General features: G+C 66.6%; 20 protein-coding genes. 15 read left to right on the plus strand and 5 right to left on the minus strand.

Going from position 1 to position 23,697, the window contains the following annotated elements; all coding sequences use genetic code 11:
* Nucleotides 1-86: 86 nt before the first annotated feature.
* Nucleotides 87-1,457: a glutamate--cysteine ligase gene (locus JT720_RS10080; protein ID WP_205481135.1), complete on the minus strand. Its 1,371-nt coding sequence runs from the start codon at nucleotides 1,455-1,457 to the stop codon at nucleotides 87-89.
* A gap of 12 nt (nucleotides 1,458-1,469) precedes the next feature.
* Complete coding sequence (locus tag JT720_RS10085) at nucleotides 1,470-2,204, minus strand: 16S rRNA (uracil(1498)-N(3))-methyltransferase (RefSeq protein ID WP_205481136.1); 735 nt, start codon at nucleotides 2,202-2,204, stop codon at nucleotides 1,470-1,472.
* 133 nt (nucleotides 2,205-2,337) lie between these two features.
* Between JT720_RS10085 and JT720_RS10090 the strand changes: the two genes are divergently transcribed.
* The 3 genes from JT720_RS10090 to JT720_RS10100 are packed head-to-tail and all read left to right on the plus strand — an operon-like array spanning nucleotide 2,338 to nucleotide 5,281.
* A complete protein-coding gene (locus JT720_RS10090; RefSeq protein ID WP_205481137.1) occupies nucleotides 2,338-2,952 on the plus strand; it encodes a DUF4142 domain-containing protein in 615 nt (204 codons plus the stop codon).
* 46 nt (nucleotides 2,953-2,998) lie between these two features.
* Nucleotides 2,999-3,916 (plus strand): 4-hydroxybenzoate octaprenyltransferase, encoded by a 918-nt coding sequence (gene ubiA / locus JT720_RS10095; RefSeq protein ID WP_205481138.1) that lies wholly within the window; start codon nucleotides 2,999-3,001, stop codon nucleotides 3,914-3,916.
* 18 nt (nucleotides 3,917-3,934) lie between these two features.
* Nucleotides 3,935-5,281: a TldD/PmbA family protein gene (locus JT720_RS10100; protein ID WP_205481139.1), complete on the plus strand. Its 1,347-nt coding sequence runs from the start codon at nucleotides 3,935-3,937 to the stop codon at nucleotides 5,279-5,281.
* 138 nt (nucleotides 5,282-5,419) lie between these two features.
* Here JT720_RS10100 and JT720_RS10105 read toward each other — a convergent pair whose 3' ends face one another.
* Together JT720_RS10105 and JT720_RS10110 are read right to left on the minus strand one after the other, a co-directional pair.
* The gene (locus JT720_RS10105) at nucleotides 5,420-5,845 is read right to left on the minus strand and encodes a CoA-binding protein (protein WP_205481140.1); all 426 of its coding nucleotides are present in this window, start codon (nucleotides 5,843-5,845) and stop codon (nucleotides 5,420-5,422) included.
* A 15-nt stretch (nucleotides 5,846-5,860) separates the two neighbouring features.
* Entirely contained in the window at nucleotides 5,861-6,808 is a 948-nt protein-coding gene (locus JT720_RS10110) for an Mrp/NBP35 family ATP-binding protein (RefSeq protein ID WP_205481141.1), read from the minus strand.
* A 100-nt stretch (nucleotides 6,809-6,908) separates the two neighbouring features.
* Here JT720_RS10110 and hflK point away from each other — a divergent pair, with 100 nt between their 5' ends.
* The 12 genes from hflK to JT720_RS10165 all read left to right on the plus strand — a co-directional run bounded on the left by hflK (nucleotide 6,909) and on the right by JT720_RS10165 (nucleotide 20,984).
* The gene (gene hflK / locus JT720_RS10115) at nucleotides 6,909-8,030 is read left to right on the plus strand and encodes an FtsH protease activity modulator HflK (protein WP_205481142.1); all 1,122 of its coding nucleotides are present in this window, start codon (nucleotides 6,909-6,911) and stop codon (nucleotides 8,028-8,030) included.
* A complete protein-coding gene (hflC, locus tag JT720_RS10120) occupies nucleotides 8,027-8,866 on the plus strand; it encodes a protease modulator HflC (RefSeq protein WP_237219810.1) in 840 nt (279 codons plus the stop codon). Before hflK ends, hflC begins: the two co-directional genes overlap by 4 nt.
* A 71-nt stretch (nucleotides 8,867-8,937) precedes the next feature.
* The gene (locus JT720_RS10125) at nucleotides 8,938-10,491 is read left to right on the plus strand and encodes a Do family serine endopeptidase (RefSeq protein WP_237219809.1); all 1,554 of its coding nucleotides are present in this window, start codon (nucleotides 8,938-8,940) and stop codon (nucleotides 10,489-10,491) included.
* Nucleotides 10,492-10,558: 67 nt separating this feature from the next.
* Nucleotides 10,559-12,163: a helicase HerA-like domain-containing protein gene (locus JT720_RS10130; RefSeq protein WP_205481143.1), complete on the plus strand. Its 1,605-nt coding sequence runs from the start codon at nucleotides 10,559-10,561 to the stop codon at nucleotides 12,161-12,163.
* Nucleotides 12,163-12,522: a hypothetical protein gene (locus tag JT720_RS10135; RefSeq protein WP_205481144.1), complete on the plus strand. Its 360-nt coding sequence runs from the start codon at nucleotides 12,163-12,165 to the stop codon at nucleotides 12,520-12,522. The genes JT720_RS10130 and JT720_RS10135 overlap by 1 nt, the downstream gene beginning before the upstream one ends.
* Complete coding sequence (locus JT720_RS10140; RefSeq protein WP_205481145.1) at nucleotides 12,519-13,724, plus strand: M20 metallopeptidase family protein; 1,206 nt, start codon at nucleotides 12,519-12,521, stop codon at nucleotides 13,722-13,724. Before JT720_RS10135 ends, JT720_RS10140 begins: the two co-directional genes overlap by 4 nt.
* 47 nt (nucleotides 13,725-13,771) lie before the next feature.
* A complete protein-coding gene (locus JT720_RS10145) occupies nucleotides 13,772-15,817 on the plus strand; it encodes an OPT family oligopeptide transporter (RefSeq protein ID WP_237219808.1) in 2,046 nt (681 codons plus the stop codon).
* A 9-nt stretch (nucleotides 15,818-15,826) separates the two neighbouring features.
* Nucleotides 15,827-16,273, plus strand: a complete 447-nt coding sequence (gene queF / locus JT720_RS10150) for a preQ(1) synthase (RefSeq protein WP_205481146.1) — start codon at nucleotides 15,827-15,829, stop codon at nucleotides 16,271-16,273.
* Nucleotides 16,273-17,106: a 3-mercaptopyruvate sulfurtransferase gene (sseA, locus tag JT720_RS10155; RefSeq protein WP_205481147.1), complete on the plus strand. Its 834-nt coding sequence runs from the start codon at nucleotides 16,273-16,275 to the stop codon at nucleotides 17,104-17,106. The genes queF and sseA overlap by 1 nt, the downstream gene beginning before the upstream one ends.
* A 90-nt stretch (nucleotides 17,107-17,196) precedes the next feature.
* Complete coding sequence (locus JT720_RS10160) at nucleotides 17,197-17,706, plus strand: DUF4402 domain-containing protein (protein ID WP_205481148.1); 510 nt, start codon at nucleotides 17,197-17,199, stop codon at nucleotides 17,704-17,706.
* A 71-nt stretch (nucleotides 17,707-17,777) separates the two neighbouring features.
* Complete coding sequence (locus JT720_RS14050) at nucleotides 17,778-17,900, plus strand: hypothetical protein (protein ID WP_272873186.1); 123 nt, start codon at nucleotides 17,778-17,780, stop codon at nucleotides 17,898-17,900.
* A gap of 45 nt (nucleotides 17,901-17,945) precedes the next feature.
* Nucleotides 17,946-20,984: a TonB-dependent receptor plug domain-containing protein gene (locus JT720_RS10165; RefSeq protein WP_205481149.1), complete on the plus strand. Its 3,039-nt coding sequence runs from the start codon at nucleotides 17,946-17,948 to the stop codon at nucleotides 20,982-20,984.
* A 118-nt stretch (nucleotides 20,985-21,102) separates the two neighbouring features.
* On the opposite strand, the gene JT720_RS10170 is transcribed toward JT720_RS10165, so the two are convergent.
* Nucleotides 21,103-23,628, minus strand: coding sequence for a BTAD domain-containing putative transcriptional regulator (locus JT720_RS10170; protein ID WP_205481150.1), 2,526 nt, complete (start codon nucleotides 23,626-23,628; stop codon nucleotides 21,103-21,105).
* Nucleotides 23,629-23,697 lie beyond the last annotated feature (69 nt).

Here is a 23,697-nt window from a genome sequence, read left to right on the forward strand (position 1 = left end):
GCCATGACTTTAACAAGCCGGAGGGTTGTGGGGAAGTCGGCGGGGCGGCCGCGAACCAGCTTCTTCCCAGCCAACTGCAGGTCTGCTCAGAAGCTCAATTCTTCGTATACCCGGGCAACGTGCCCGCCCCATTCGCCATGATACCGGGCCAGCAGGCGGTCGGCTGGCGTAATCCCCGTCGCCACCACTTCGCGAAGAGGATCCAGGAAGCCGCTTTCATTGTCGCCGGCCATGTTCAGTTCGGCGCGGGCATTCAGGCCGGCCGCGGCAATCTCGAGAACCCGGGCGGACAGCTCCCGAACTGTTCCCCCACCGGGAACCGGGGCCTCCAGCGCCAGCCGAGGTACCTCGTGCCGCAGCTGCTCGCGCTGTTCGATGGTCCAGTGCTTGCACAGGTCCCACGCCCCCTCCAGCGCCGCATCGTCATAGAGCAGCCCGACCCATAGCGCCGGCAGCGCGCAGATCCGGCCCCAGCGCCCACCGTCGGCGCCGCGCATCTCGAGGAAGCTCTTCAGGCGAACTTCGGGAAAGGCGGTGGACAGATGATCCGTCCAGTCGCTGATAGTCGGACGCTGACCCGGCAACTGCGGGAGCTTGCCGTCGATGAATGCCCGGAAGCTCTCGCCCGCGCAGTCGATGTACTGACCGTCGCGAAAGACGAAGTACATGGGGACGTCGAGCGCATAGTCGCAGTAGCGCTCATAGCCGAACCCATCTTCGAACACGAACGGCAGCATCCCTGTCCGATGCGGGTCCGTGTCCTCCCAGATGTGGCTGCGGAAGCTCTTGTAGCCGTTGGGCTTGCCCTCGGTCAGCGGCGAGTTTGCGAAGAGCGCCGTCGCCACCGGCTGCAGGGCGAGGCCGACCCGGAACTTCTTCACCATGTCGGCTTCGGACGCATAGTCCAGGTTGACCTGGATGGTGCAGGTCCGCAGCATCATATCGAGGCCCAGCGTGCCGACCCGCGGCATGTGGTTGAGCATGATCTTGTACCGACCCTTGGGCATGATGGGCAGGTCGGCGCGGGCCTTGTCGGGCCACATGCCGAGACCCAGGAACCCCAGGCCCAGGCGATCGCCGACTGCCTTCACCTGCTCCAGGTGTCGCCCAGCTTCAGCACAGGTCTGGTGCAGGTCCTTCAGCGGCGCTCCCGACAATTCCAGCTGTCCGGCGGGTTCGAGGCTGATCGTGCCGTCCGCGCCCGTCAGGGCGATGATCTTGCCACCCTCTTCAACGGGCTGCCAGCCAAACTCGGTCAGGCCGGTCAGCAGATCACGGATGCCGCCCGTCTCATCCCACGAGGGCGCCCGGTGGTCCTCGACCCGATAGACGAATTTCTCGTGCTCCGTCCCGATCCGCCAGCGCTCACGCGTCTTCTCGCCGCCCGAGAAGACGGACAGGAGATCATCGCGGCTCTCGATGAGCGGGCTGTCGGAAAGGTCGGTTCGCGTGGTCATGCGAGGCGGCGCTTAGCGCCAGTCTCCGGCAAGCGCCATATAGGCGGCAACGGCGGCAAGCGCGGCCGTCTCCGCGCGCAGTATTCTGGGACCGAGCGAGACTGCACGGGCGCTCGGGTGAGCCCGGATCGCGGCACGCTCCTCGTCCGTAAAGCCGCCCTCCGGGCCCGTCAGGATCGCGCCGGGTCCTGGCTGAAAGGCAGACCGCGGCGGCTCGCCGCCGGTCTCGTCCGCGAAGTAAAGCGGCGCATCGATGCCTCCCAGGAATGCGGGCAGGCTTACAGGCTCGACCAAGGCGGGAAGAAGAGTCCGCCTGCACTGCTCCGCGGCTTCGATGGCGATCGATTGGAGCCGCTCCAGCTTGACCCGCTCGACGATCGTCCGTTGCGTCACCACTGGCTGCAGCCGCGATACCCCGAGCTCGGTCGCTTTCTCTACCAGCCAGTCCACCTGGGCGCGCTTTACGGGGGCGAAGGCGAGGGTCAGGTCCGGAACCCGCTCCACCTCGCGGGTTCGCTCCTCCACCACCAGGGTCATCCGCCTGCGGCCCGCTTCCGAGATTCGGGCGAGCCATTCCCCACTGGCTCCGTCGAACAGGAGTGCCCCCGCGCCGGTTCCCAATCGCAGGACATTGCCCAGGTAGTTCGCCTGGCCAGGGTCGAGATCCACTAGGTTTCCCTGGGCAAGCGGCACCCGGACGAACAGTCGCGGAAGGCTCTTCGGGGGCCAGGCGGGGACGGCGGGCATCGCCCTTGCTTATCCACCTTTGCTGGCTCCGGCCAGAATCGGAACCAACCCGCATCTGAATGGTAAGTGGCGGAGCGGTGCCAGACCTGACGATCGAGAGCGGGCGGCACCTCGCTCGAAGGAGGAGTTCACGATGAAGAAGCTTGCCATAATGCTGGCGGCGACCACTGCGCTGTCAGCCTGTGCGACGAACGAGGACATGGCGGCGACCGAGCCGATGGCTCCGGCCGCAGCTGCCGCAGTCGATCCGAACTCGCCGCTTGCCGCTCCAAACTACATGGCGATGGCCGCCAGCGGCGACCAGTTCGAGATCCAGTCGAGCCAGATGGCGCTGCAGATGTCGCAGAATCCCGCTGTGCAGAGCTTCGCACGGCTGATGATCGCGCATCACCAGGCGATGAGCGCCAACCTGATGAGCGCCGCCCAGTCCGCCGGCCTGACCCCGCCGCCCCCGACACTGATGCCGCAGCACCAGCAGATGCTGCAGCAACTGCAGGCCGCCGGTCCGAATTTCGACCAGGCCTACAAGGATGCGCAGATCATGTCGCACCAGGAGTCGCTCAACCTGCACCAGGGCTATGCGAACGGTGGCGACGTGCCGGCGCTGCGCAACGTCGCATCGGCCGCCGTGCCGATCGTGCAGCAGCACCTCACCACTGCACAGAACCTCAACGTGTCCATGGCTCCGATGCAGGGCACGACTCCGGCTCCGACCGACGGCACCAGCAGGGCCGGCGAGCGCGGCTAACCTGATGGCCTTCCGCAAGGAGGGCTCTCGCGGCTAGGAGGTCGGTGTGGACACCCATACCGACCTCGTCCCCGACAGTGAACGGCGCGGCCTCATCGGAGCGCTGCCAGCGCGGTTGCGCCCGTTCGCGTCATTGATGCGGCTAGACCGGCCGATCGGGACGTGGCTGCTGTTCTGGCCATGTGCGTGGAGCATGGCGCTGGCCGGTGTGAGCGGTCGCTGGAGCCTGCTCGCCTGGTTCCTGCTCGGCGCTTTCGCGATGCGGTCGGCAGGCTGCGTCTACAACGATATCGTCGACCGCGACCTCGATGCACAGGTCGAACGAACGCGCCTCCGCCCTCTCGCCAGCGGACGGGTAAGCGGGCGCGCCGCCTGGGTGCTGACTTTGGTCCTCTGCGCCTTGGGGCTGGTCGTCCTCCTGCAGCTCGAACCCACGGCGCAATGGGTGGCGCTCGGCAGCCTCGCGCTCGTCGTCGCCTACCCTTTCATGAAGCGCATCACCTGGTGGCCCCAGGCGTGGCTCGGCTTGGTCTTCTCCTGGGGAGCGCTGGTCGGTTGGCCCGCCGTCACCGGAGAGATCGGCGTTCCAGCGCTTTGGCTCTATGCTGGCAGCGTTGCCTGGGTGATCGGCTACGACACGCTCTACGCCATTCAGGACAAGGAAGACGACGCCCTCGTGGGGGTCCGGTCGAGCGCGAGACGGCTCGGCTCGGCCGCGCCGCTTGGCATTAGCCTGTTCTACGCTCTCGCGCTGCTGCTCTGGGGTGCAGCTCTGTGGAGCGTTCGGCCCGAATGGCTGGCACTTGTTGCTCTCGTGCCTGCAGCGGTGCACCTGTTGAGCCAGGCGCTCCGGGCCGATCCCAACGATGGCGAGCTTGCCCTCCGGCTGTTTCGTTCCAACAGGGCCACCGGGCTGCTGGTCTTCCTCGCGATGCTTGTGGTGGGGTTGAGCGCAGCCGAGTGACGGCCTAACCGCGCAGCCATGCTGACCCCCGACCAAGCCCGCACCATCGCCGAACAGCTCGTCGAGCAGGCCACCAGCGCGGGTGCGACCGCAGCGGACGCGATGCTGGCCGCCGATGCGTCGAGCAGCGTGTCCGTCCGCCTCGGCGAACTGGAAGATGTCTCCCGTTCGGAGGGGCAAGAGATTGGCCTTAGGGTTTTCGATGGTCAGCGCTCCGCCTCGGTGTCCTCTTCGGACCTTTCGCCCGAGGCGCTCGCGGAGCTGGTGCAGCGCGCGGTGGCGATGGCCCGCGAGGCACCAGAGGACCCATTCGCCGGACTCGCACCTGCGGAACTGCTGTTGCAAGGCGAGAGGCCCGATGTCGACTCCTTCGACCCGGCCGAACCTGCTCCGTCGGCGCTGCGGGCTCGGGCTTCCGCTGCAGAGAGCGCCGCGCGGGGCGTCGCCGGAGTAACGAACAGCAATGGCGGCTCCGCCTCCGCGTCCGCCTCGATCATCGCCTTGGCGACGTCAGGCGGCTTCTCCGGCGCTTATCGCGCCTCAGGGCACAGCACATCCGCAAGCGTGGTCGCTGGGGAAGGCAGCGCGATGCAGCGCGATTACGCCTACCACAGCGCCCGCCATCTCTCCGACCTTGAAGATGCGGAAGCGATTGGCCGACGGGCGGGTGAACGCGCAGCGGCGCGCGTTGGCTCATCCAAGGTCGCGCCCGGACGAATGCCGGTCCTCTTCGACCCGCGCGTCGCGACATCGCTGCTCGGTCATCTGGTGTCCGCCATCAACGGAGCCGTCATTGCCCGGCAAACCAGCTTCCTGCTCGGCAAGCTGGGCGAGCGCATCTTTGCGCCTGGCATCACCGTTCACGACGATCCGCTGCGCGTTCGCGGCCTGCGCTCACGCCCGTTCGACGGCGAGGGGCTGCCTTCGCGCGCAACGAACCTGGTCGATGACGGAGTCCTGACCACCTGGCTGGCCGACAGTGCCGCCGCGCGGCAGCTCGGCATCGCGCCGACGGGACACGCCGCACGCGGCATCGGCGGAGCGCCGGGTGCCAGCCCCAGCAACCTCACCCTGCTCGCCGGCCGACGCAGCCGCGAGGAGCTGCTCGCCGCCTGTCCCCGCGCGATCCTGGTAACGGAGCTGATCGGTCAGGGCGTGAACGGCGTGACCGGGGACTATAGCAGGGGCGCTGCCGGTTTCCTTGTCACGGACGGCGAGATTGGCGCTCCGGTCAGCGAGATCACCATCGCCTCCAACCTCCTGGAGATGTTCGCCACCCTCGAACCGGCCAGCGATCTCGAGATTCGCCGCGGCATCGATGCGCCGACCATCCTCGTGCCGGAAATGACGGTCGCCTCGGCCTAGGCCTGGGCACGCGAGCGGGGCTCAAGCTGGATTTCCACGGAAACGGCGCTCACCCTGCCTGTCCTGAGCTCCGCCGAAGGGAACCTGTCGAAGGGTGTTTGGCCTAGTACGCTTCGACAAGCTCAGAGTGGGCGCCAATCACGGAGCGCCTACCCGCAGCCGCGCGGCATCGATCTTGATGCAGCGGTCCATGACGACCTTCAGCCCCGCCGCCTCCGCTCTGGCCGCCGCTTTGTCGTCGACAACCCCGAGTTGCAGCCACACCGCCTTGGCTCCGACGGCAATCGCTTCATCCACCACCCCGCCAGCGTCTTCCGACCGGCGGAAAACGTCGACGATGTCGATCGGCTCGTCGATGCTGGCAAGGGACGCCCGAACCCTCTGTCCAAGGATCTCCCCGCCTTCGAGCCGCGGATTGACGGGCATCACCCGCCAACCTCGCTCGAGTAGGAACCGCATCACGCCATAGGATGCGCGCTCGGGCCGATTGGATGCGCCGACGACGGCAACCGCGCGACTTTCCGACAGCAATCGGGCGAGAGACCGGTCATCCTCGATCGGCATGGCTGCCATCCTTCCTCACAACGCGGCTAGCATCTTCTCGGCCAGTTCCCGGAACACGGCCGCTGCCGGTCCGGTCCCTCCGGCCGGCGGCTGCCCTGCGTCGGACGCCTCTCGCAAGCTCGCGGACAACGGAAGTCTCCCCAGGAATGGAATCCCGAGCTCGGCCGCAGCCGCCTCCGCGCCGCCATGGCCGAACGGGTCGGACGGTTGGCCGCAGTGCGGGCAGTCATAACCTGCCATATTCTCTATGATGCCGAGCACCGGCACGCTGGTCTTGCGGAACAGATCGATGGCCCGGGTCGCGTCGATCAGCGACAGGTCCTGTGGGGTCGAAATCACCACCGCCCCCGCCGGCCGCGCCTTCTGGATCAGCGACAATTGCACGTCGCCGGTGCCCGGCGGCAGGTCGACGATGATGATCTCCGCATTGCCCCAATCGCCTTCGATCAGCTGGGTCAGCGCCCCCGACGCCATCGGCCCACGCCAGGCCAGCGCATGCCCCTCCGAAACGAGCTGGCCCACGGACAGCAGCTTGACTCCCTGAACCTCGACCGGGATCAGCTTCCGCCCTTCCGCTTCCGGCTTCTCGCGGGTCCCGAGAAGACGCGGCTGCGACGGACCGTAGATGTCCGCGTCGATCAGCCCCACCTTCTTGCCCATGCGCGCCAGCGCCACGGCGAGATTCGCCGACAGCGTGGACTTCCCCACCCCGCCCTTGCCACTGCCGATGGCGATCAGCCTACGCTCGGGCCGGCTCGCCGTCAGGGCGACCCGCGCCTGGGTGACCTCCGGCGCCGCCAGAGCCGCCTGCTGCAGCCGTTGTTCCAGCGACTGCCGTTCGCCAGCGGTGAGCCCCGTCGCGTCGGCCACGACCGTGGCGACTCCTCCCGACACCCGAGCCGAACGAACCCGCGGCAAATCCTCTGCACTTGGGTGAAAGATGAGATCCGAAGGCTGGGACATGGGCGGCGCATCTAGGCCTCGCCCGCCCAAGCGGCAATGCCGCACCGATTGTTCCGCTTCCCCACTGTTTTTCCGTGGGCGCGCATCTATATCTGCCGGCATGAACATTTTCCCGGGGTGGGCCTCGCGAGCACGCGGGCTATTTGCGGACAGCAAGGGACCGTGGGGTCCGAGCAGTGGCGGCAGCGGCTCCGGTGGCGGTGTCGAACCCCCGAGCAGTCCCGGCGGACCCTGGACGGACGCGCCGCGCCGGCGTCCTGGCCCGGCCGCGAGCTTCGGCAACGTCAGCAATCTCGACGATTTCATCCGCAAGAGCCGGGCACGGTTTGGCGGCGGGCCCGGCACTCCGGGCAGCGGACCGAACCGGCGCTTCTTGGTGTGGGGAGCGCTGGCTTTCCTCGCCTTGTGGCTCGTCTTCACGACCTTCCACAGCATCGCTCCGGGCGAACGCGGCGTCGTGACGACCCTCGGCCGCTACAGCCGCACCCTGAACCCGGGCATCGGGTTCACGCTGCCGTCCCCCATCGAACGGGTCCAGAAGGTCGACGTCGAGAACATCCGGGAAGAGAACCTTGGCTCGGCCTCGGAAGAAACGCTGATGCTCACGGGTGACCAGAACATCATCGACATCGCCTATCAGGTCCGCTGGAACATCCGCGATCCCGAAGCCTATCTCTTCAACCTTGCGGAGCCGCAGGACACCGTCCGGCAAGTCGCCGAAAGCTCGATGCGCGCCGTCATCGGCTCCGTGTCGCTCAACGATGCCATCGGCGAGGGCCGCGGCGACATCGAAGCGCGGGTCACCGAACAGATGCAGCGGGTTCTCGACGCCTACCGCTCCGGCGTGACGGTGCAGGGCATCTCCATCCGCCAAGCCGACCCGCCGGCCGCCGTCAACGAGGCGTTCAAGCAAGTGACGGCTGCGCAGCAGCAGGCCCAGAGCTATCTCAACGAGGCGCGCGCCTACGCGCTGCAGGTGACGGCCCGCGCGCAGGGTGAAGCAGCTGCCTTCGACAAGGTATACGAGCAGTACAGCCTTGCGCCGGAGGTTACCCGCCGCCGCATGTATTATGAAACCATGGAGCGTGTTCTGCGCAACGTCGACAAGACCATCGTGGAGGCGCCGGGCGTGAACTCCTACCTGCCTCTGCCTCAGGTGCAACAGCAGCAGCGGAGCAGCGGCACGACCCAGCCCTCCGCCAGCAGCGGAGGCAGCCGATGATCGACGCCATCATCCGCCGTCCCATCCTGTGGAGCTTCGTCGCCGTCTTCACTCTGGTGATGCTGCTTTCCAGCGTCATCATCGTACCGGAAACGAAGCAGGCGCTGATCGTTCAGTTCGGTAAGCCGGACCGGATCCTCGGCGCGACCCAGGCGGGGATCAACTGGCGCATTCCCTTCTTCGACCAGACCGTCTGGGTCGACAAGCGGGTCCGCCCTGTCGACATGGAGCGCCAGCAGGTCCTTTCCACCGATCAGCGCCGGCTCGAGGTCGATGCTTTCGCACGCTACCGGATCATCAACCCGCTGCGCATGTACATCGCGGCCCGCTCCGAGGACCGCTTGAGCGAGGTGCTCCGGCCGATCCTGGGCTCCGAGCTGCGCAACGAGCTCGGCAAGCGGGAATTCGCATCGCTCCTCTCCGCCGAGCGCGAAGGTGTCACGGAGGCTGTCCGCCGGAACCTCGACCGCGTCGCCCGCCAGTATGGCGCGCAGATTGTCGACGTCCGGATCAAGAAGGCCGACCTGCCCGATGGTGCACCGCTCGAGTCCGCTTACGGACGGATGCGGAGCGCGCGCGAGCAAGAGGCCCGCTCGATCTTGGCCCAGGGCGCGAAGGAAGCGCAGATCATCCGCGCCGAGGCCGACGCCCAAGCGGCCCGGACCTATGCCGCCGCGTTCGGCAAGGACCCTCAGTTCTATGATTTCTATCGCGCCATGCAGTCTTACCAGACGACGTTCCTCGACGATGGCAACGGCAAGCCGGCCGGGACCACCGTCGTCCTGTCCCCCGACAATGACTTCCTTCGGGAGTTTACGGGACGGGGGGCGCGCTGAAATCATTCAATCCGTGTTCAGGCGCTTGACCTAGCAACGGGGATGGATGCCAATTCCATGAAGGACCAGAGATGACCTCGTCGAAGGAGTTCTCCAAAGTGCGCTATGCCTATGGTGTTGCGGCAGCCCTGCTGATCGGCGGAACCGCTTTCTCCGTCGCAACAGGGCCCGTCGGGGCGCAGGTCGCGCAGAATGCGCCGGCGGCCATTGCGCCTCGGCCGGGTGCACCCGGTTCGTTCGCGGACCTGACCGCGCGCCTGCAGCCGGCCGTAGTCAACATTTCCACTCGTCAACGCGTACCGGTCCGCGCCCAGGCCGACCCGCTGGAGGAGTTCTTCCGGCGCTTCGGCGGCCCTGGTGGCCAGTCGCCGGGCGGTAGCGGCGGTGACGCCCCCCGCACGCGGGAGACCGGTTCCCTCGGCTCCGGCTTCATCATCTCTCCGGACGGCTACATCGTTACCAACAACCACCTTGTGCAGGGTGCGACCGGCACCGGCACCGTGGATGAAGTGATGGTCAAGCTGGCCGACCGCCGCGAGTTCCCTGCCCGGATCATCGGTCGCGACCAGGCCTCCGACCTCGCGCTCCTGAAGATCGAGGGCAGCAACCTTCCTTTCGTGAACTGGGGCGACAGCACCCGCTCGCGGGTCGGCGACTGGGTGATCGCGATCGGTAACCCCTATGGCCTGGGCGGCACGGTCACGGCCGGCATCATCTCCGCACTGCATCGCGGTATCACGGGCGCCGGCGCCTACGACCGCTACATCCAGACCGATGCCAGCATCAACATGGGCAACAGCGGCGGCCCGATGTTCGACATGAACGGCAACGTCATCGGCATCAACTCGGCCCTGATCTCGCCGACCGGAAGCAACGTCGGCATCGGTCTCGCCATCCCTGCCGAGCTTGCCCGCCCTGTAATCGACAGCCTTCGTCGTGGACAGCGCCCGCAGCGCGGCTACCTCGGCGTCGGCCTTCAGCCGCTGGACGAGAACATCGCCGAATCGCTGGGCCTCCCCAAGGAGCGTGGCGAGATCGTCCGCTCGGTGGTTCCGGGGGGCGCTGCGGCCCGAGCCGGCATCCAGCAGGGCGACGTGATCCTGAGCGTGAACGGCCGAGCGGTCACGCCGGAGGAAACCGTGTCGTTCCTCATTGCCAACACCACGGTCGGTGCTCGCGTGCCTGTCGAGGTAATCCGTGACGGACGCCGTCAAACCCTCCAGGTCACGGTCGCTCAGCGCCCCACCGAGGAAGAACTGGCCCGCCAGTCCGGCGGTGGCTTCGAGGAGCCGGAGAGCACCGGACCCGCAGTCCCTGCCAACCAGGCGCTCGGCCTTGGACTGCAGGCACTTACGCCGGACATCGCGCGTGCGGTGAACCTGCCGGCCGACGCTCGCGGGGTGATCATTTCCGCGGTCGATCCCAACAGCGACGCTGCTGAGAAGGGCCTCCGCCGCGGCGACCTGATCATCTCGGTCAACCGTCAGCCCGTAACCTCCCCGCAGCAGGTCACTGCGGCGGTGGATGCAGCACGTCGGGGCGGACGCACCAGTGTCCTCCTGCTGATCAAGCGCGGCAGCGCGCCCGAGGCGTTCTTCGGCGTCGAAATCGGCTCCGCTCGCTAAGCCCTCTGCGGCCCCGGACCATGTTCCGGGGTCGCAATGAGCCCTGGCCGGCGCTAGTCTGCTTGCCATGAGCAGCATCGTCATCGGCGCCCAGGTGGGCGGTAGCCATCCCCAACAGCTCGAACTCAGCCGCGCGAACCGGCACGGCCTGATCGCGGGTGCGACCGGCACCGGCAAGACGGTCACGCTCCAGGGCATCGTCGAGGGCTTCTCCGCAGCGGGCGTCCCGACCTTCGTCGCCGACGTGAAGGGAGACCTCGCCGGCTTGGCCATGGCGGGTTCACCCACCTCCAAGCTCCACGACATCTTCGCCGCCCGAGCTTCGGAGATTGGGCAAGGCGACTGGCAATACCACGACAATCCGGTGCAGTTCTGGGACTTGTTTGGTGAGCAGGGTCACCCGATCCGCACGACTGTCAGCGAAATGGGCCCACTGCTTCTCGCCCGGCTGATGAACCTCAATGAAGTGCAGGAAGGGGTGCTGACCATCGCCTTCCACGTGGCGGACAAGGACGGGCTGCTGCTGCTCGACCTCGACGACCTCCAGGCGATGCTGGTCAGCTGCGGCGAACGGGCCGAGGAGCTGACGCTGGAGTATGGCAACATCTCCAAGCCGTCCGTCGGTGCCATCCAGCGCTCGCTTCTGCAGCTGCGCAGCCAAGGTGGCGATCGTTTCTTCGGCGAACCCGCGCTCGATCTCGCCGACTTTCTCGGCAAAGACGATCAGGGCCGTGGAGTCGTGAACATCCTCGCCGCCGACAAGCTGATGGCCAGCCCGCGGCTCTATTCCACCTTCCTCCTCTGGCTGCTCTCCGAACTGTTCGAGCAACTGCCCGAGGTTGGGGACCTGCCCGTACCGAAGCTCTGCTTCTTCTTCGACGAAGCACACCTCCTGTTCGATGATGCGCCCCCAGCCTTGCTCGAGAAGGTCGAGCAGGTCGTTCGGCTGGTCCGTTCCAAGGGCGTGGGTGTCTACTTCATCACCCAGAATCCGATCGACATCCCGGACACCATCGCGGGCCAGCTCGGCAACCGGGTGCAGCATGCGCTGCGCGCCTTCACCCCGCGGGACCAGGCAGCGGTGAAGAGCGCGGCCGAAACCTTCCGCCCCAATCCGGACGTCGACGTCGCCAGCGCCATCACCGAGTTGAAGGTTGGGGAGGCGCTCGTCTCCCTCCTGCAGCCGGACGGTGCGCCAAGCCCGGTCGAGCGGATCCTGATCAAGGCCCCTTCTTCTCGCGTTGGTCCGCTGAGCCCGCAGGAGCGCGCGATCATCATCTCCACTGACGCGGTCGGCGCCAAGTACGACACCCTCGTGGACCGCACGAGTGCCGAGGAGATCCTGGCTGCGAAAGGAGCCGAAGCCGCCGCTGCCGCCGCGGCGGAGAAGGCGGCCACCGAAGCGGAAAAGGCCGCCGCGCTCCGCGCCAAGGAGGAAGCCCGGGCCGCCAAGGAACAGGCACGCCTCGATGCTGCGGCCCTGCGCGAGGAGGAGCGCCGACGCCGCGAGGCGGAACGGGAGGAAGCCCGCCGAGCGAGGGAAGCCGCAAAGCCCAGCGCGTTCGACAAGGCCGTGCAGAGTGCAACGCGTTCGGCCGCAAGCTCCATCGGCCGGCAGCTCGGCAACCAGCTTCTCCGCGGTATCCTCGGAGGATTGCTGAAAGGGCGCTGATGATTTTTCTGACACCCCTGATAGTCCTTGCCGCGCCGGCTGCTCCTGCCACGGTCCAGGCTCTCGCCGGCCAGTACCGCCTCTCGCAGATGGAGATGGGAGGTGCGCTGGAGCTTCGGGCTGATGGCGGTTTCCGCTACATCCTCGACTATGGTGCCGTCAGCGAGGCTGCGGAGGGCCGCTGGTCCATCGCCAACGGCAAGGTCAAACTCACCAGCGAGCCGATGAACCCGGAAGTGCTCTACGACATGGAGCGGAACGACGCGAAGTTCCGGGACCAGGCCCTCGCAATCGACGGCGACACGCTGGTGATGGAGCGCTACGACACGCGCATGTTTTTCCGCCGAGTCCGCCGATGACCCTTCTCAACACCGACTTCACCGCCGCCGCTGCTGCCGAGTTCGAACAGACGGTCGCGCTCCGCCGCGCCATCCACGCCGATCCCGAGGTCGGCCTCCACTGCAACCGGACCACTGCCAAGCTGAAGGCCGCGCTCGACGGTCTTCCGCTGGAAATCCGTGACAGCACCTCCACCAGCGGCTTCGTTGCCATTTTGCGTGGCGCGCAGCCGGGTCGCACGGTTCTCCTGCGCGGAGACATGGACGCCCTTCCCATCCAGGAGGAAACCGGCCTGCCTTTCGCGAGCCAGGTCGCGGGCCAGATGCACGCCTGCGGACACGACACCCACTCCGCCATGCTGGCCTCGGCCGCCCGGATCCTCTGCGCCCAGCAGGCGAGCCTCCAGGGCACGATCGTCTTCATGTTCCAGCCCGGCGAGGAAGGTTATCACGGCGCGCGCTTCATGATTGAGGACGGGCTGCTCGACGATCCGGCGCCGGAAGCCGCTTTCGCCCTCCACATCTGGCCCACCCTGCCCGGCGGCGTGGTCACCAGCCGTCCGGGCCCGCTGCTCGCCTCCACGGATTCGCTCAACGCCATCATTCGCGGCGAGGGCGGCCACGCAGCGATGCCCTACGACACGGTCGACCCTCTCCCGGTCGCGTGTGAAGCGGTCCTCGCCGCACAGACCTTCATTGCCCGCCGCACGCCCTTTTTTGATCCCGCCGTCCTGTCAGTCACCAGCCTGCACGCGGGCTCGGCCTACAACATCGTCCCGGACACGGTGGAGCTGAAAGGCACGCTGCGGACCCTGACCGACGAGCGCCGGATGCAGGGACGCGCCGCCTTCGACCGCATCATGACCCAGGTCGCCGCGGCCCACGACTGCTCCGCGGAGGTCCGCATCGACGAGGGCTATCCCGCCACCCGCAACGACCCCCGTGCCGTGACGCTGGTGGAGGAGATCGCCACCGACCTGTTCGGCGCCGGAACCTACAGCGAAATGCCCAATCCCATCATGGGCGGTGAAGACTTTGCTTACGTCCTGCAGAAGGTGCCAGGAGCCATGGCCTTCCTCGGCGTCGCCGCGCCGGGCGAGAATGCGGCACACCGGCCGACCCTGCACAACAGCCGCATGATCGTGCACGAAGACTGGCTGCAGCGCGGCGTGGCTCTGCACTGCGCCTTCGCCACTCGCTTTCTCGCGCGCGGCTGGGAGTAGACGGACGCTCTCCCTCTCCTTAGCAGTGCACCCGACCAGGAGAGAAGATGATGGCAACTACCGCAGCCCCGGCCCTCGCACCGGCGTCCGACCTTCGCGAGCTCACCCTGCGGGGCATCTTGCTGGGTGCGGTTCTCACGGTCCTGTTCACCGCCGCCAACGTCTACCTGGGCCTCAGGATCGGCATTACCTTCGCCACTTCCATCCCGGCCGCCGTCATCTCCATGGCAGTGCTCCGCTTCGTGCGCGGCGCGACGATTCAGGAAAACAACATCGTCCAGACGATTGCCTCCTCAGCGGGCACGCTGAGCGCGATCATCTTCGTCCTGCCCGGCCTGGTCATGGTGGGCTGGTGGACCGGCTTTCCTTACTGGCTCTCCGTCGCCGTGATCGCCATCGGCGGCGTGCTCGGCGTCATGTACTCCGTTCCCCTCCGCCGCGCGCTCGTGACCGGCTCCGACCTCCCCTACCCCGAAGGCGTCGCCGCCGCCGAGGTGCTGAAGGTCGGCAACGGGGTCGGCGGCGTGGAGGAGAACAAGCGCGGCCTTGCCGCCATCCTCGTCAGTTCGCTGGTCAGCGCCGGCTACGCGCTGCTGACGCAGTTCAAGCTGGTGGCGGCCGAAGCGGCGACGACCTTCCGTCTCGGCGCCGGCGGAACCACGCTCTCCGGCAGCCTCAGCATGGCGCTGATCGGGGTCGGCCACCTGGTTGGCCTGGCCGTCGGCATCGCCATGTTCGTCGGACTGCTGATCAGCTGGGGCGTCCTCGTCCCCTGGCTCACCGCCGCGACCCCGATTGCCGCCGGCACGGGCCTCGAAGACCACGTCGGCGGCATCTTCCGAAGCGAAGTGCGGTTCATCGGCGCGGGCACCATCGGCGTTGCCGCTATCTGGACCCTCCTCAAGATCATCGGCCCCATCAGCCGCGGAGTCACCTCGGCCATCGCCGCCAGCCGCGCCCGCAGGCTCGGCGGGCAGGACAGCCTGGCCCTGACGGAGCGGGACCTGCCCATCGGGATCATCTTCGGGACCATCCTCCTGTCCATGATCCCGATCGGCCTGCTGCTCTACGGCTTCGCCCAGACCGGCCCGATCGCGACCAACCCCGGCCCGACGCTCGGCCTTTCGATCGGCTACATCCTGATCGTCGGCGTGATCATCGCCAGCGTGTGCGGCTACATGGCCGGGCTGATCGGCGCGTCCAACAGTCCGATCAGTGGCGTCGGCATCCTGTCGGTCCTCGGCATTTCGCTGATCCTTGCCGCCCTGTTCGCGGGCACGGTGGACGAAGCCGGCACGCAGAGCCTCGTTGCCTTTGCCCTGTTCGTCACCGCCATCGTCTTTGGCGTTGCGACCATCTCGAACGACAATCTGCAGGACCTCAAGACCGGACAACTGGTCGGCGCCACGCCGTGGCGGCAGCAGGTCGCGCTGATCCTGGGCGTGCTGTTCGGGTCCGTGGTCATCCCGCCGATCCTCGACCTGCTCAACAGCGCCTTCGGCTTCCAGGGGGCACCCGGCGCAGGCGAAAACGCCCTTGCCGCTCCCCAGGCCGCGCTCATCTCCGCCATCGCGCAGGGAGTGCTCGGCGGATCGCTGCGGTGGGACCTGATCGGCATCGGCGCGGCGATCGGAGTCGCCGTCATCATCGTCGATGAGATCCTCCGCACAGGCAAGCGCAAGCGCAGCATGCCGCCCCTCGCCGTCGGCATGGGTATCTACCTGCCGATGGGCCTCACCCTCCTGATCCCGGTCGGCGCCGCCCTCGGCTACTTCTACAACCGCTGGGCGCAGCGCAGCGGGAACTATGAATTCAAGGAGCGCCTCGGCGTGCTGATGGCCACGGGCCTGATCGTCGGGGAGAGCTTGTTCGGGGTCGCCTACGCTGCCATCGTGGCTGGGGCGGAGCGCGCCGGCCTGGAGGAGAGCGCCAACGTCCTTGCACTCGTCGACGAGTTCCCGCTCGCCGTTCCGCTCGGCATCCTGGTCTTCGCCGCGGCAATCGCACTGCTCTACCTTCGCACCAAGGCGCAGGCATCCGCTCCGCTGCCCGGCGGCGATACGGACCTCCCCACCCAGGCGGCAGTGCGTTAAGGCGCGCCAATGGACCCCCTGCATCTCGGCAAGACCAGCGCCCTTCCTGCGTCGCCAGAGGAAGCGCGCCTCGACTATGTGCCAAACCCGCGCGCCGGAGCGCTCTACCTCGTCCGCTTCGCCGCTCCGGAGTTCACGTCGCTTTGCCCGGTCACCGGCCAGCCCGACTTCGCGCACCTCGTCCTTGATTATGCGCCTGGCGAGACCATCGTGGAGTCGAAAAGCCTCAAGCTCTTCCTCGGCGCCTTTCGCAATCATTGCGGCTTCCACGAGGATGTGACCGTCGGCATCGGCCAGCGGCTCTTCGACGAGATGAAGCCGCGCTGGCTGCGCATCGGCGGCTATTGGTATCCGCGCGGAGGCATCCCGATCGACGTTTTCTGGCAGAGCAGCGCCCCTCCTGAAGGCCTGTGGGTTCCGGACCAGGGCGTCGCGTCGTACCGCGGGAGAGGATGATGGACGATCTCGTTTCCACCGACTGGCTGGTGGAAAATCTCAGCTCCGCCGACCTCGTCGTCCTTGATGCAAGTCTGCACATGGCCGGTGTCGGGCGAGATGCACGCGCGGAGTATGAGCAGCGGCACATCCCGGGTGCGCGCTTCTTCGATATCGAGTTCCTCTCGGACCACGACGCGGCGAGCCCGCACATGCTCCCCTCCGCCGAGAACTTCGCTCAGGGCATGGAAGCGCTCGGGGTTTCAGCCACGGACCGGATCGTCGTCTACGACCAGAGTGCCCTGCGCACGTCCGCCCGCGCCTGGTTCATGCTCCACCATTTCGGGGCGACGCAGGTTGCGATCCTCGACGGTGGCCTTGCCAAGTGGATTGCAGAAGGTCGTCCAACGGAAAGCGGGCAGCCTTTGGATCGCAAGGCACGCTTCGATGCGGTCGGCCGACCGGGGGAGGTGGTAGACAAGCAGCAGATCCAGCGGGGACTCGGCATTCCGCTTGTGGACGCCCGCGGCCGGCCCCGCTTCGAAGGCACCGAGCCAGATCCGCGGACCGGCGTCGCGCCGGGACACGTTCCGGGCTCGCGCAACATCCCTTATGCATCGGTCTACAACGAGGACGGCACCTTCAAGCGTGGCGAAGCACTGCGCCAGGTGTTTGCGGAGGCGGGGGTCGATCCGGAACGCCCCTTTGTGGCCTCCTGCGGGTCGGGAGTGACGGCCAATAGCCTGATCTTCGCCGCGCGCCTCCTCGGCAACCGCGATGCGCGGCTGTATGACGGCAGCTGGAGCGAATGGGGTGCCGACCCCCACACCGCCAAGGCCGTCGGCCCCGCGTAAGGGCGCCAATTCAGGGTTTACGCCGGTTTAACCAACCCTCGTTAGTGCTGCTGTCCCATGAGCACGCTTGGGAGGAGAGGAGCCGGACACATGACCTTGCTGCGCCTTGTCCTGACCGCAGCAGCTCTGCTCCTGGTCGCCACGCCCGCTGCGGCGCAGACACGAACGTCCGCCAACGTTCCCGCCAAGCTCAGCGTCCTGCGCCCGCTCACCTTGCTCGGCGAGCAGGAGTTGAACTTCGGCACCGTGATCCTCGGCCCGGGGACGTGGAGCAACGCGGCGATCAGCGTTTCGGCCGCGGGAGTTCGGACCTGCGCTGCCGCCGTGGCCTGCACGGGCACCACGTCCGCTGCCCGCTTCCGACTGAGCGGCACCAACAACCAGACGGTGGTGATCTCCGCTCCCGCAGTGACACTCGTCAACGCCGCGAACAGCACTCAGCGGTTGACCATGACGCCGATTGCGCCGGCAACCGTGCTCCTGACCAATTCCGGCAACCCGGGCACCCTCTTCTCGGTGGGCGGCACGATCTCTGTTTCCTCCACGACTCCGGACGGGGTCTACAGCGGCACTCTCGAGGTCACCGTCGAATATCAGTGAGGGCTGATTCGCTTTTCGGCTCTCCGGGCCCTCATCGAACAACCCTAACCACCTGATCCACCGCGAAAAACGTGGCACGGCCGCAACACCTCCGCGGCAAGGCGGAGGTCGCAGGCAAGTTCCACGCCTTTTCCACGCTGCTTCCACGCTCTGGGAACGACCGCCTGCCACGGCGCGCCGCAGCCATCGCCTGAGTTGCCAAAGCTCTCGAGCGGTCTCCCGAAGCACAAGGATCATCGATGAAGACCTCTTCCGTGCGTGCCATCCGCAGCAAGTCCTCCCTCCTGATACAAGGCAGCGCTCTCGCCGCCGTTGTTCTTCTGACCCCCTCGATCGCCTCCGCTCAAGACCAGGCGACCGCCGTTCCGGACACCCAGGATCAGGCCACCGCCACGGCAGCCGCTCCGGACGCCGCTCCGACCGCTCCCGCTGAGCAGGCTCCTGCCAATGCGGATGGTTCCTCGCCTGCCGAGCAGCCGGCCGAGATCGTCGTCACTGGCTCGCGCATTGCGCGGCCGGATCTGGACTCGCCCGTGCCGGTTGCGGTCGTGGGAAGCGCCGACATCCAGCGCGACGCTGCCGTTAACATCCAGGACACGCTGAACGAGCTTCCGCAGGTCGGCGTCGGCTCCAGCCGCACCAACACCAACTTCCTGACCTCCGGTAACGGCGTTGCGACGGTCAACCTGCGCAACCTGGGCTCCAGCCGCACGCTGGTGCTGGTCAACGGCCGCCGCTTCGTTGCAGGCCTCGCGGGTACGTCGGCGGTCGACCTCAACAACATTCCGACCGACTTCATCGAGCGCGTCGATGTCGTGACCGGCGGCGCTTCCGCCGTTTACGGCTCGGAAGCCATCGCGGGCGTCGTCAACTTCATCCTCAAGGACAAGTTTGACGGCATTCAGATCCGGGCCCAGTCGGGCATCACGGAGGAAGGCGACAACCCCCGCTACCTAGCGGCCCTCACCGCCGGCACCACCTTCGGCGCGGACGATCGCGGCTCCTTCATCGGCCACGTGTCGTGGGACAAGGATGAAGGCCTGCTCTCGCGCAAGCGGTCGATCTCCGCCGAGGATTGCTTCTACGACCTTTGCGGACCGGGTGCATACTCCAGTTACTCGCCGCAGGGCCGCTTCGAGCTGCTCGATGCGGGCGGCGCCGCTCAGGCGGGCTTCGAAGGCGGTTCGCTGTTCTCGTTCGACCCCGCCAACGACCTGATCGCCGGCGGAGGCGCGGGCTTCAACCGCAACGCGGTTCGCCGGATCTCGACGCCGATCACCCGCTACCTCGCTGCCGGCCTCTTCAACTACGAGATCGCTGACAATCTGAAGGCGTTCGCGGAAGTGACCTACTCAAAGGTCCGCTCGAACTCCGACATCGAAGCGCTAGCGCTCGACGCGGACGACATCTACGACGGCGACACTCAGGGCTTCGGCATTCCGCTGACCAACGCCTTCATCCCGGCCGCGGTGCTGGCCCAGGTGCAGGCCTACAATGCGACGGCGCTCGCCGACGCCGATCCGGATACCAACCCGATCACCCAGATCGGCTTCCGCCGCCGTCAGAACGAGGTGTTCAACCGCTCCAACGACAACCGCCGCGACACCTGGCGGGTCGCGACCGGCTTCCGCGGTACCATCGCGAATGACTGGGACTGGGATGCGAGCTACGTGTACGGTCGCCTCCATGACGTGACCACGTCGCAGGACATCGACAACAACCGCTACCGCAATGCGCTGGATTCCATCCGGCTGGCCGACGGTTCGATCGTCTGCCGTAGCGAAGCGGCGCGCGCGGAAGGCTGCGTGCCGATCAACCTGTTCGGGTTCGGAACGGCATCCCCGGAAGCATCCGCTTACGTGCAGGCGGTGGTCCCGAAGTCCGAAGATATCGTCAATCAGCAGCATGTTGTGTCGTTCAACGTGTCGAACAGCGACCTCTTCACCCTGCCCGCGGGCGGCGTCGGCGTCGCTGTTGGCGCGGAGTATCGCAAGGAAAAGAGCGTCGACGACCTCGACATCCTCACCAACACCGGCGGCAATTCCGGCAACGTGATCCCGGACACGGTCGGCAAGTTCGACGTCTGGGAGACCTTCGCCGAGGTCAACGTCCCGCTGCTCAAGGACAGCTTCGTCGATTACTTCGGCCTGACCGGAGCGGCGCGCTATTCCAAGTACAGCCAGGAAGCCGTCGGCGGCGTGTTCAGCTGGAACGCCGGGTTTGAGCTCCAGCCGATCAGCGGGCTCCGCTTCCGCGGTGTCTATGCGAAGGCCAACCGTGCCCCGAACATCTCGGAGTTCGCTTCGGCTCCCTCCGAAACCTTTGCCGGGGTCAACGATCCCTGCAACGGTGTCACCGCGACCAGCACGGGTGCGACGGACGCAGCTTGCCGGGCGATCCCTGGCGTGGCTGCCGCAATCGCGGCGAACGGCGTGTTCAGCTACACGCCAGCGGACCTCCAGGGCATCAACGGCTTCATCGGCGGCAACCCCAACCTGAAGGAGGAAACCGCCAAGACCCTGACGCTCGGCGCCATTTTCCAGCCGACGTTCGTTCGGGGCCTGAGCCTGACGGTCGATTATTTCAACATCAAGGTCGATGACGCGATCGATACGATTGGCCAGGATCTGTCGATTGAGCAGTGCCTGCTGACCGGCGATGCAACTTTCTGCAACAACGTGTTCCGCAATGCCAACACCGGCTTCGTGACGCGGGTCGACGACCAGCTGGTCAACGTCGCCTCCTTGCGGACCAAGGGCGTTGACGTTGGTCTGCGCTACGGACGTAGGTTGGGTCTGCTGGGCAACGACCGGATCGATGTCACGGGCAACTACACCTACCTGCTCGACTACAAGACCCAGGCGAATCCTTCGGCTCCGGTCCGCGATCTGGCGGGCGAGGTCGGTTATTCCAAGCACCGGGCGTCTGTCCGGACCGCCTACCAGAACGGCCCGGTGACCTTCAGCTGGCAGGTGAACTACATCGGCAAGGCTGTTGGCGACATCGACTTCGTGGGTGACGACACCGAGCTGTTCAACGGGGGAACACTCGACGAGCTGAACCGCATCCCGGCGGCCTTCTACCACGATGCGCAGCTGCGCTTCGATGTGCAGAAGCGGTTCGGCTTCTACCTCGGTGTCGATAACGTCTTCGACAAGAAGCCGCCGTTCCTCCCCGGCACGCCGTTCACGGCCTCGCCCACGGGAACGGAAACTGCCGCTGACGTCTACGACCCGTTCGGACGCCGCTTCTACGCGGGCGTGCAGGTCAAGTTCTAACGAGACATCGGCACAACCCCCTAGTGTCCGATGACGGAGCGGCGGCCCCACCGCCGCTCCATTCCCTGGAGGGGCGGCGTCCTGCAGCGCCGCCCCTCATCATCATCTGCGGGCCTCGTCAGTCCCCTTCGAAGTCGATGCCGTAGAGCTCGACCTTTAGATCCTGCCGGTTGAGCAGCACCGTTCCCTTCGGACCGATGGTGAACGGGGAACGCGCGTGAAGCCCGGATGCGCTGGCCAATGGCTGCATTCGACCGGTGGCGACTTCGACGCGCTGCAGCTGTCCTCCTGCCAGCAGATATACTGCGCCGTTACCGATTTCCCAGCTGAACGGGGGTCGCAGCTCCGTTGTGACCACGCGTTGGATCGAGCCAAACATGGTCCCATCCGGGGCGATAGACTGCCGGAAGATCGCGGCGCGACCGGGCAGCAGGAAGTAGATCCAACGTCCGCCCGGATCGATACGGATATCCGTGGGACCCGGTAGTGAAACTGGCCGAGGCTCTGCGCCCGCACGCGCAGCGACTCGCCAGACCCGCTGCTGCCCCGCTTGTCGACGCACGAAGTAGACGCTGCGACCGTCTGGCGACCAGACCGGTGAACGCTTCTCCGATCCGTCCATAGTCAACCGCGTCAGTGCTCCACCGTCCCGCTCGACCACGAACAGTTCCGTGCGGTGCGGACCGCTGCCAACGAAGGCGATGGCGGTCCCATTCGGCGACCAACGCGGATCATGGATTTGCCAGCGAGAGAGCTTCGTCAGCGGAGCAGGCTCGCCTTCCGCTCGCTTCAGCCACAATTGCTGCCCGCCGGTGCGGGTCGAAACGAAGGCGATCGCGCCATCGCCGGCCAAGGCGGGAAACCACTCGCGAAAATCATTCTCCGTCACGTCCTCGCGGCGGGCACCCGGAGCAAGCATGCTGAGGCTCGATCGGTCACGTATCCCCTCGAACAGCAGGCGCTTGCCGCTGCTGCTCGATGAAATCTCATGATATCGCAGCAGCCCTTCGGACACCCGCGACGGTGGCCCGCCATCGCCGCGGATGGACCAGAGTCCGGCGTCTCCTCCTCGGTCAGACGAAAACAGCAATTCGCCTTGGCCCGGGCCGACCGCAACATCCGCAATGGAAGCATGGTCGCTCGTCAGCTGCCGCACCGCCTTGCTGTCGAGGTCAAGCTCCATGATCTCCGATGCCGCCCGGGACCAGGCCCTCAGGAACACCAGTTTGTTGCCGGCGACCGCCAGCGGCTGACGGTCGCCGGCAACGTCCTGCGGTGGATTCGTGAGAACGGTCCGGCCGCCATCCTGAAGCCGGATTCGGACGATGGCAGTGGTCCTACCGGGCACCTCGGCATCTGCCGCAAACAGCGCAGAACGGTCTTCCGACCACGCCAGGACCGATCCCGCCACACCTTGTAGGGGCGCGACAACCCGCTCCTCGTCTTTCCCGACGGTCTTCACCATGATCGTTGTGCGGCCACCAGTCGCCCGGGTGAATGCGATGGAAGAACCATCGGGCGACCATGCGGGATGATCGTCGTCCCCTGCGCCACTCGTTAGGGCAAGCGGCTCACTGCCGCCCAGCGTCATCAGGTACAGCTTCTGTGGAGCGCCGGGCTTCCGCGCCACGAACACGAGGCGACTGCCGTCCGGGGACACCGTCGGCTCGCCCACGGCATGGAGTCCCGTGACGACAGGGAAGATGCGCTTGATCTTGGGAGCCGTGTCATTCTGCGCGGCCCTGAGGTGAAGCGCCGTGCCGCTCATGGCGATCACCAACGCCATGGCACCAACCGCAGCAAGGATTGGCGATCGACGAGCCGGGGCTTCGACCCGCTCGTACTGCCCTTCGGAAGGCTGCGGATCCGGCTGCACCGCCTTACCCCCGCCAAGCGTCCGCTCCCGAAGCAACCGGTGGTGGAGTTCCTCCGTTGCGGGTTCGGGTGCTACGTCGAGCTCCCGCTCCAGCAAGGCTCGCACCTCCCGATATTGCTGGGCGGCCGCCGACGTTCGTCCCTGCCGGCTCAGGATCTCCATCAGCAGCCGATGGCCATGTTCCTGCAGCGGATCGAGTGCCAGCGCCTTTCGCACCGCGTCTTCCGCAGCGGGCAGTCGATCGGGGGTCCGGCTCAACACTTCCCCGAGCTTGAGCGATGCAGCCGCAGCCACCCCTGACAGTCTCTCTCGCTGCCCGGCGCCCCATTCCGCCACGGCCGGAGCCTGCCGCAGATGCATGTCGCCCAGGAACTCGCCCCCGTACAGCGCCGTCGCCGCCTGAAGTGCATCTGCTTCCCCCCCGGCCGCATCCACGGCAGCCAGGAATTGCGCGGCGTCCACCTCCACGGATGAAGAGAGGCGCACCTGATCCCCCTCGGCTTCAACGGGCGATGGAGCGCCAGGCTGCACCTTCTCCGCCGCTGTCCGGATGAGCCAGAGCGCCTTGCGCACATGCAGACGCCCTTGGGTGGGATCCATGTCCTCCCACAGCAGATCGGACAGGATCTGCCGACTGGCGGACCGGCGCGGGTGCGCTCCCAGATAGGCCAGCAGGACGGCAGCTTTCCGTGTGGGCAGGCGGACAACCGTGCCGTCACGCGCGAAAAGCTGGCAATCGCCGAGGAGTTTGAGGGTCCAGTAAATCATGGATTGGGGCTGCGATGCTCCGCTTGCAACGGAGCGGTCCGGTAAGAGATAACCCCTGAAGCCTCGACA

It is taken from the genome of Sphingomonas arenae (genome assembly GCF_016924655.1).
Classification (GTDB): Bacteria; Pseudomonadota; Alphaproteobacteria; order Sphingomonadales; family Sphingomonadaceae; genus Sphingomicrobium; species Sphingomicrobium arenae.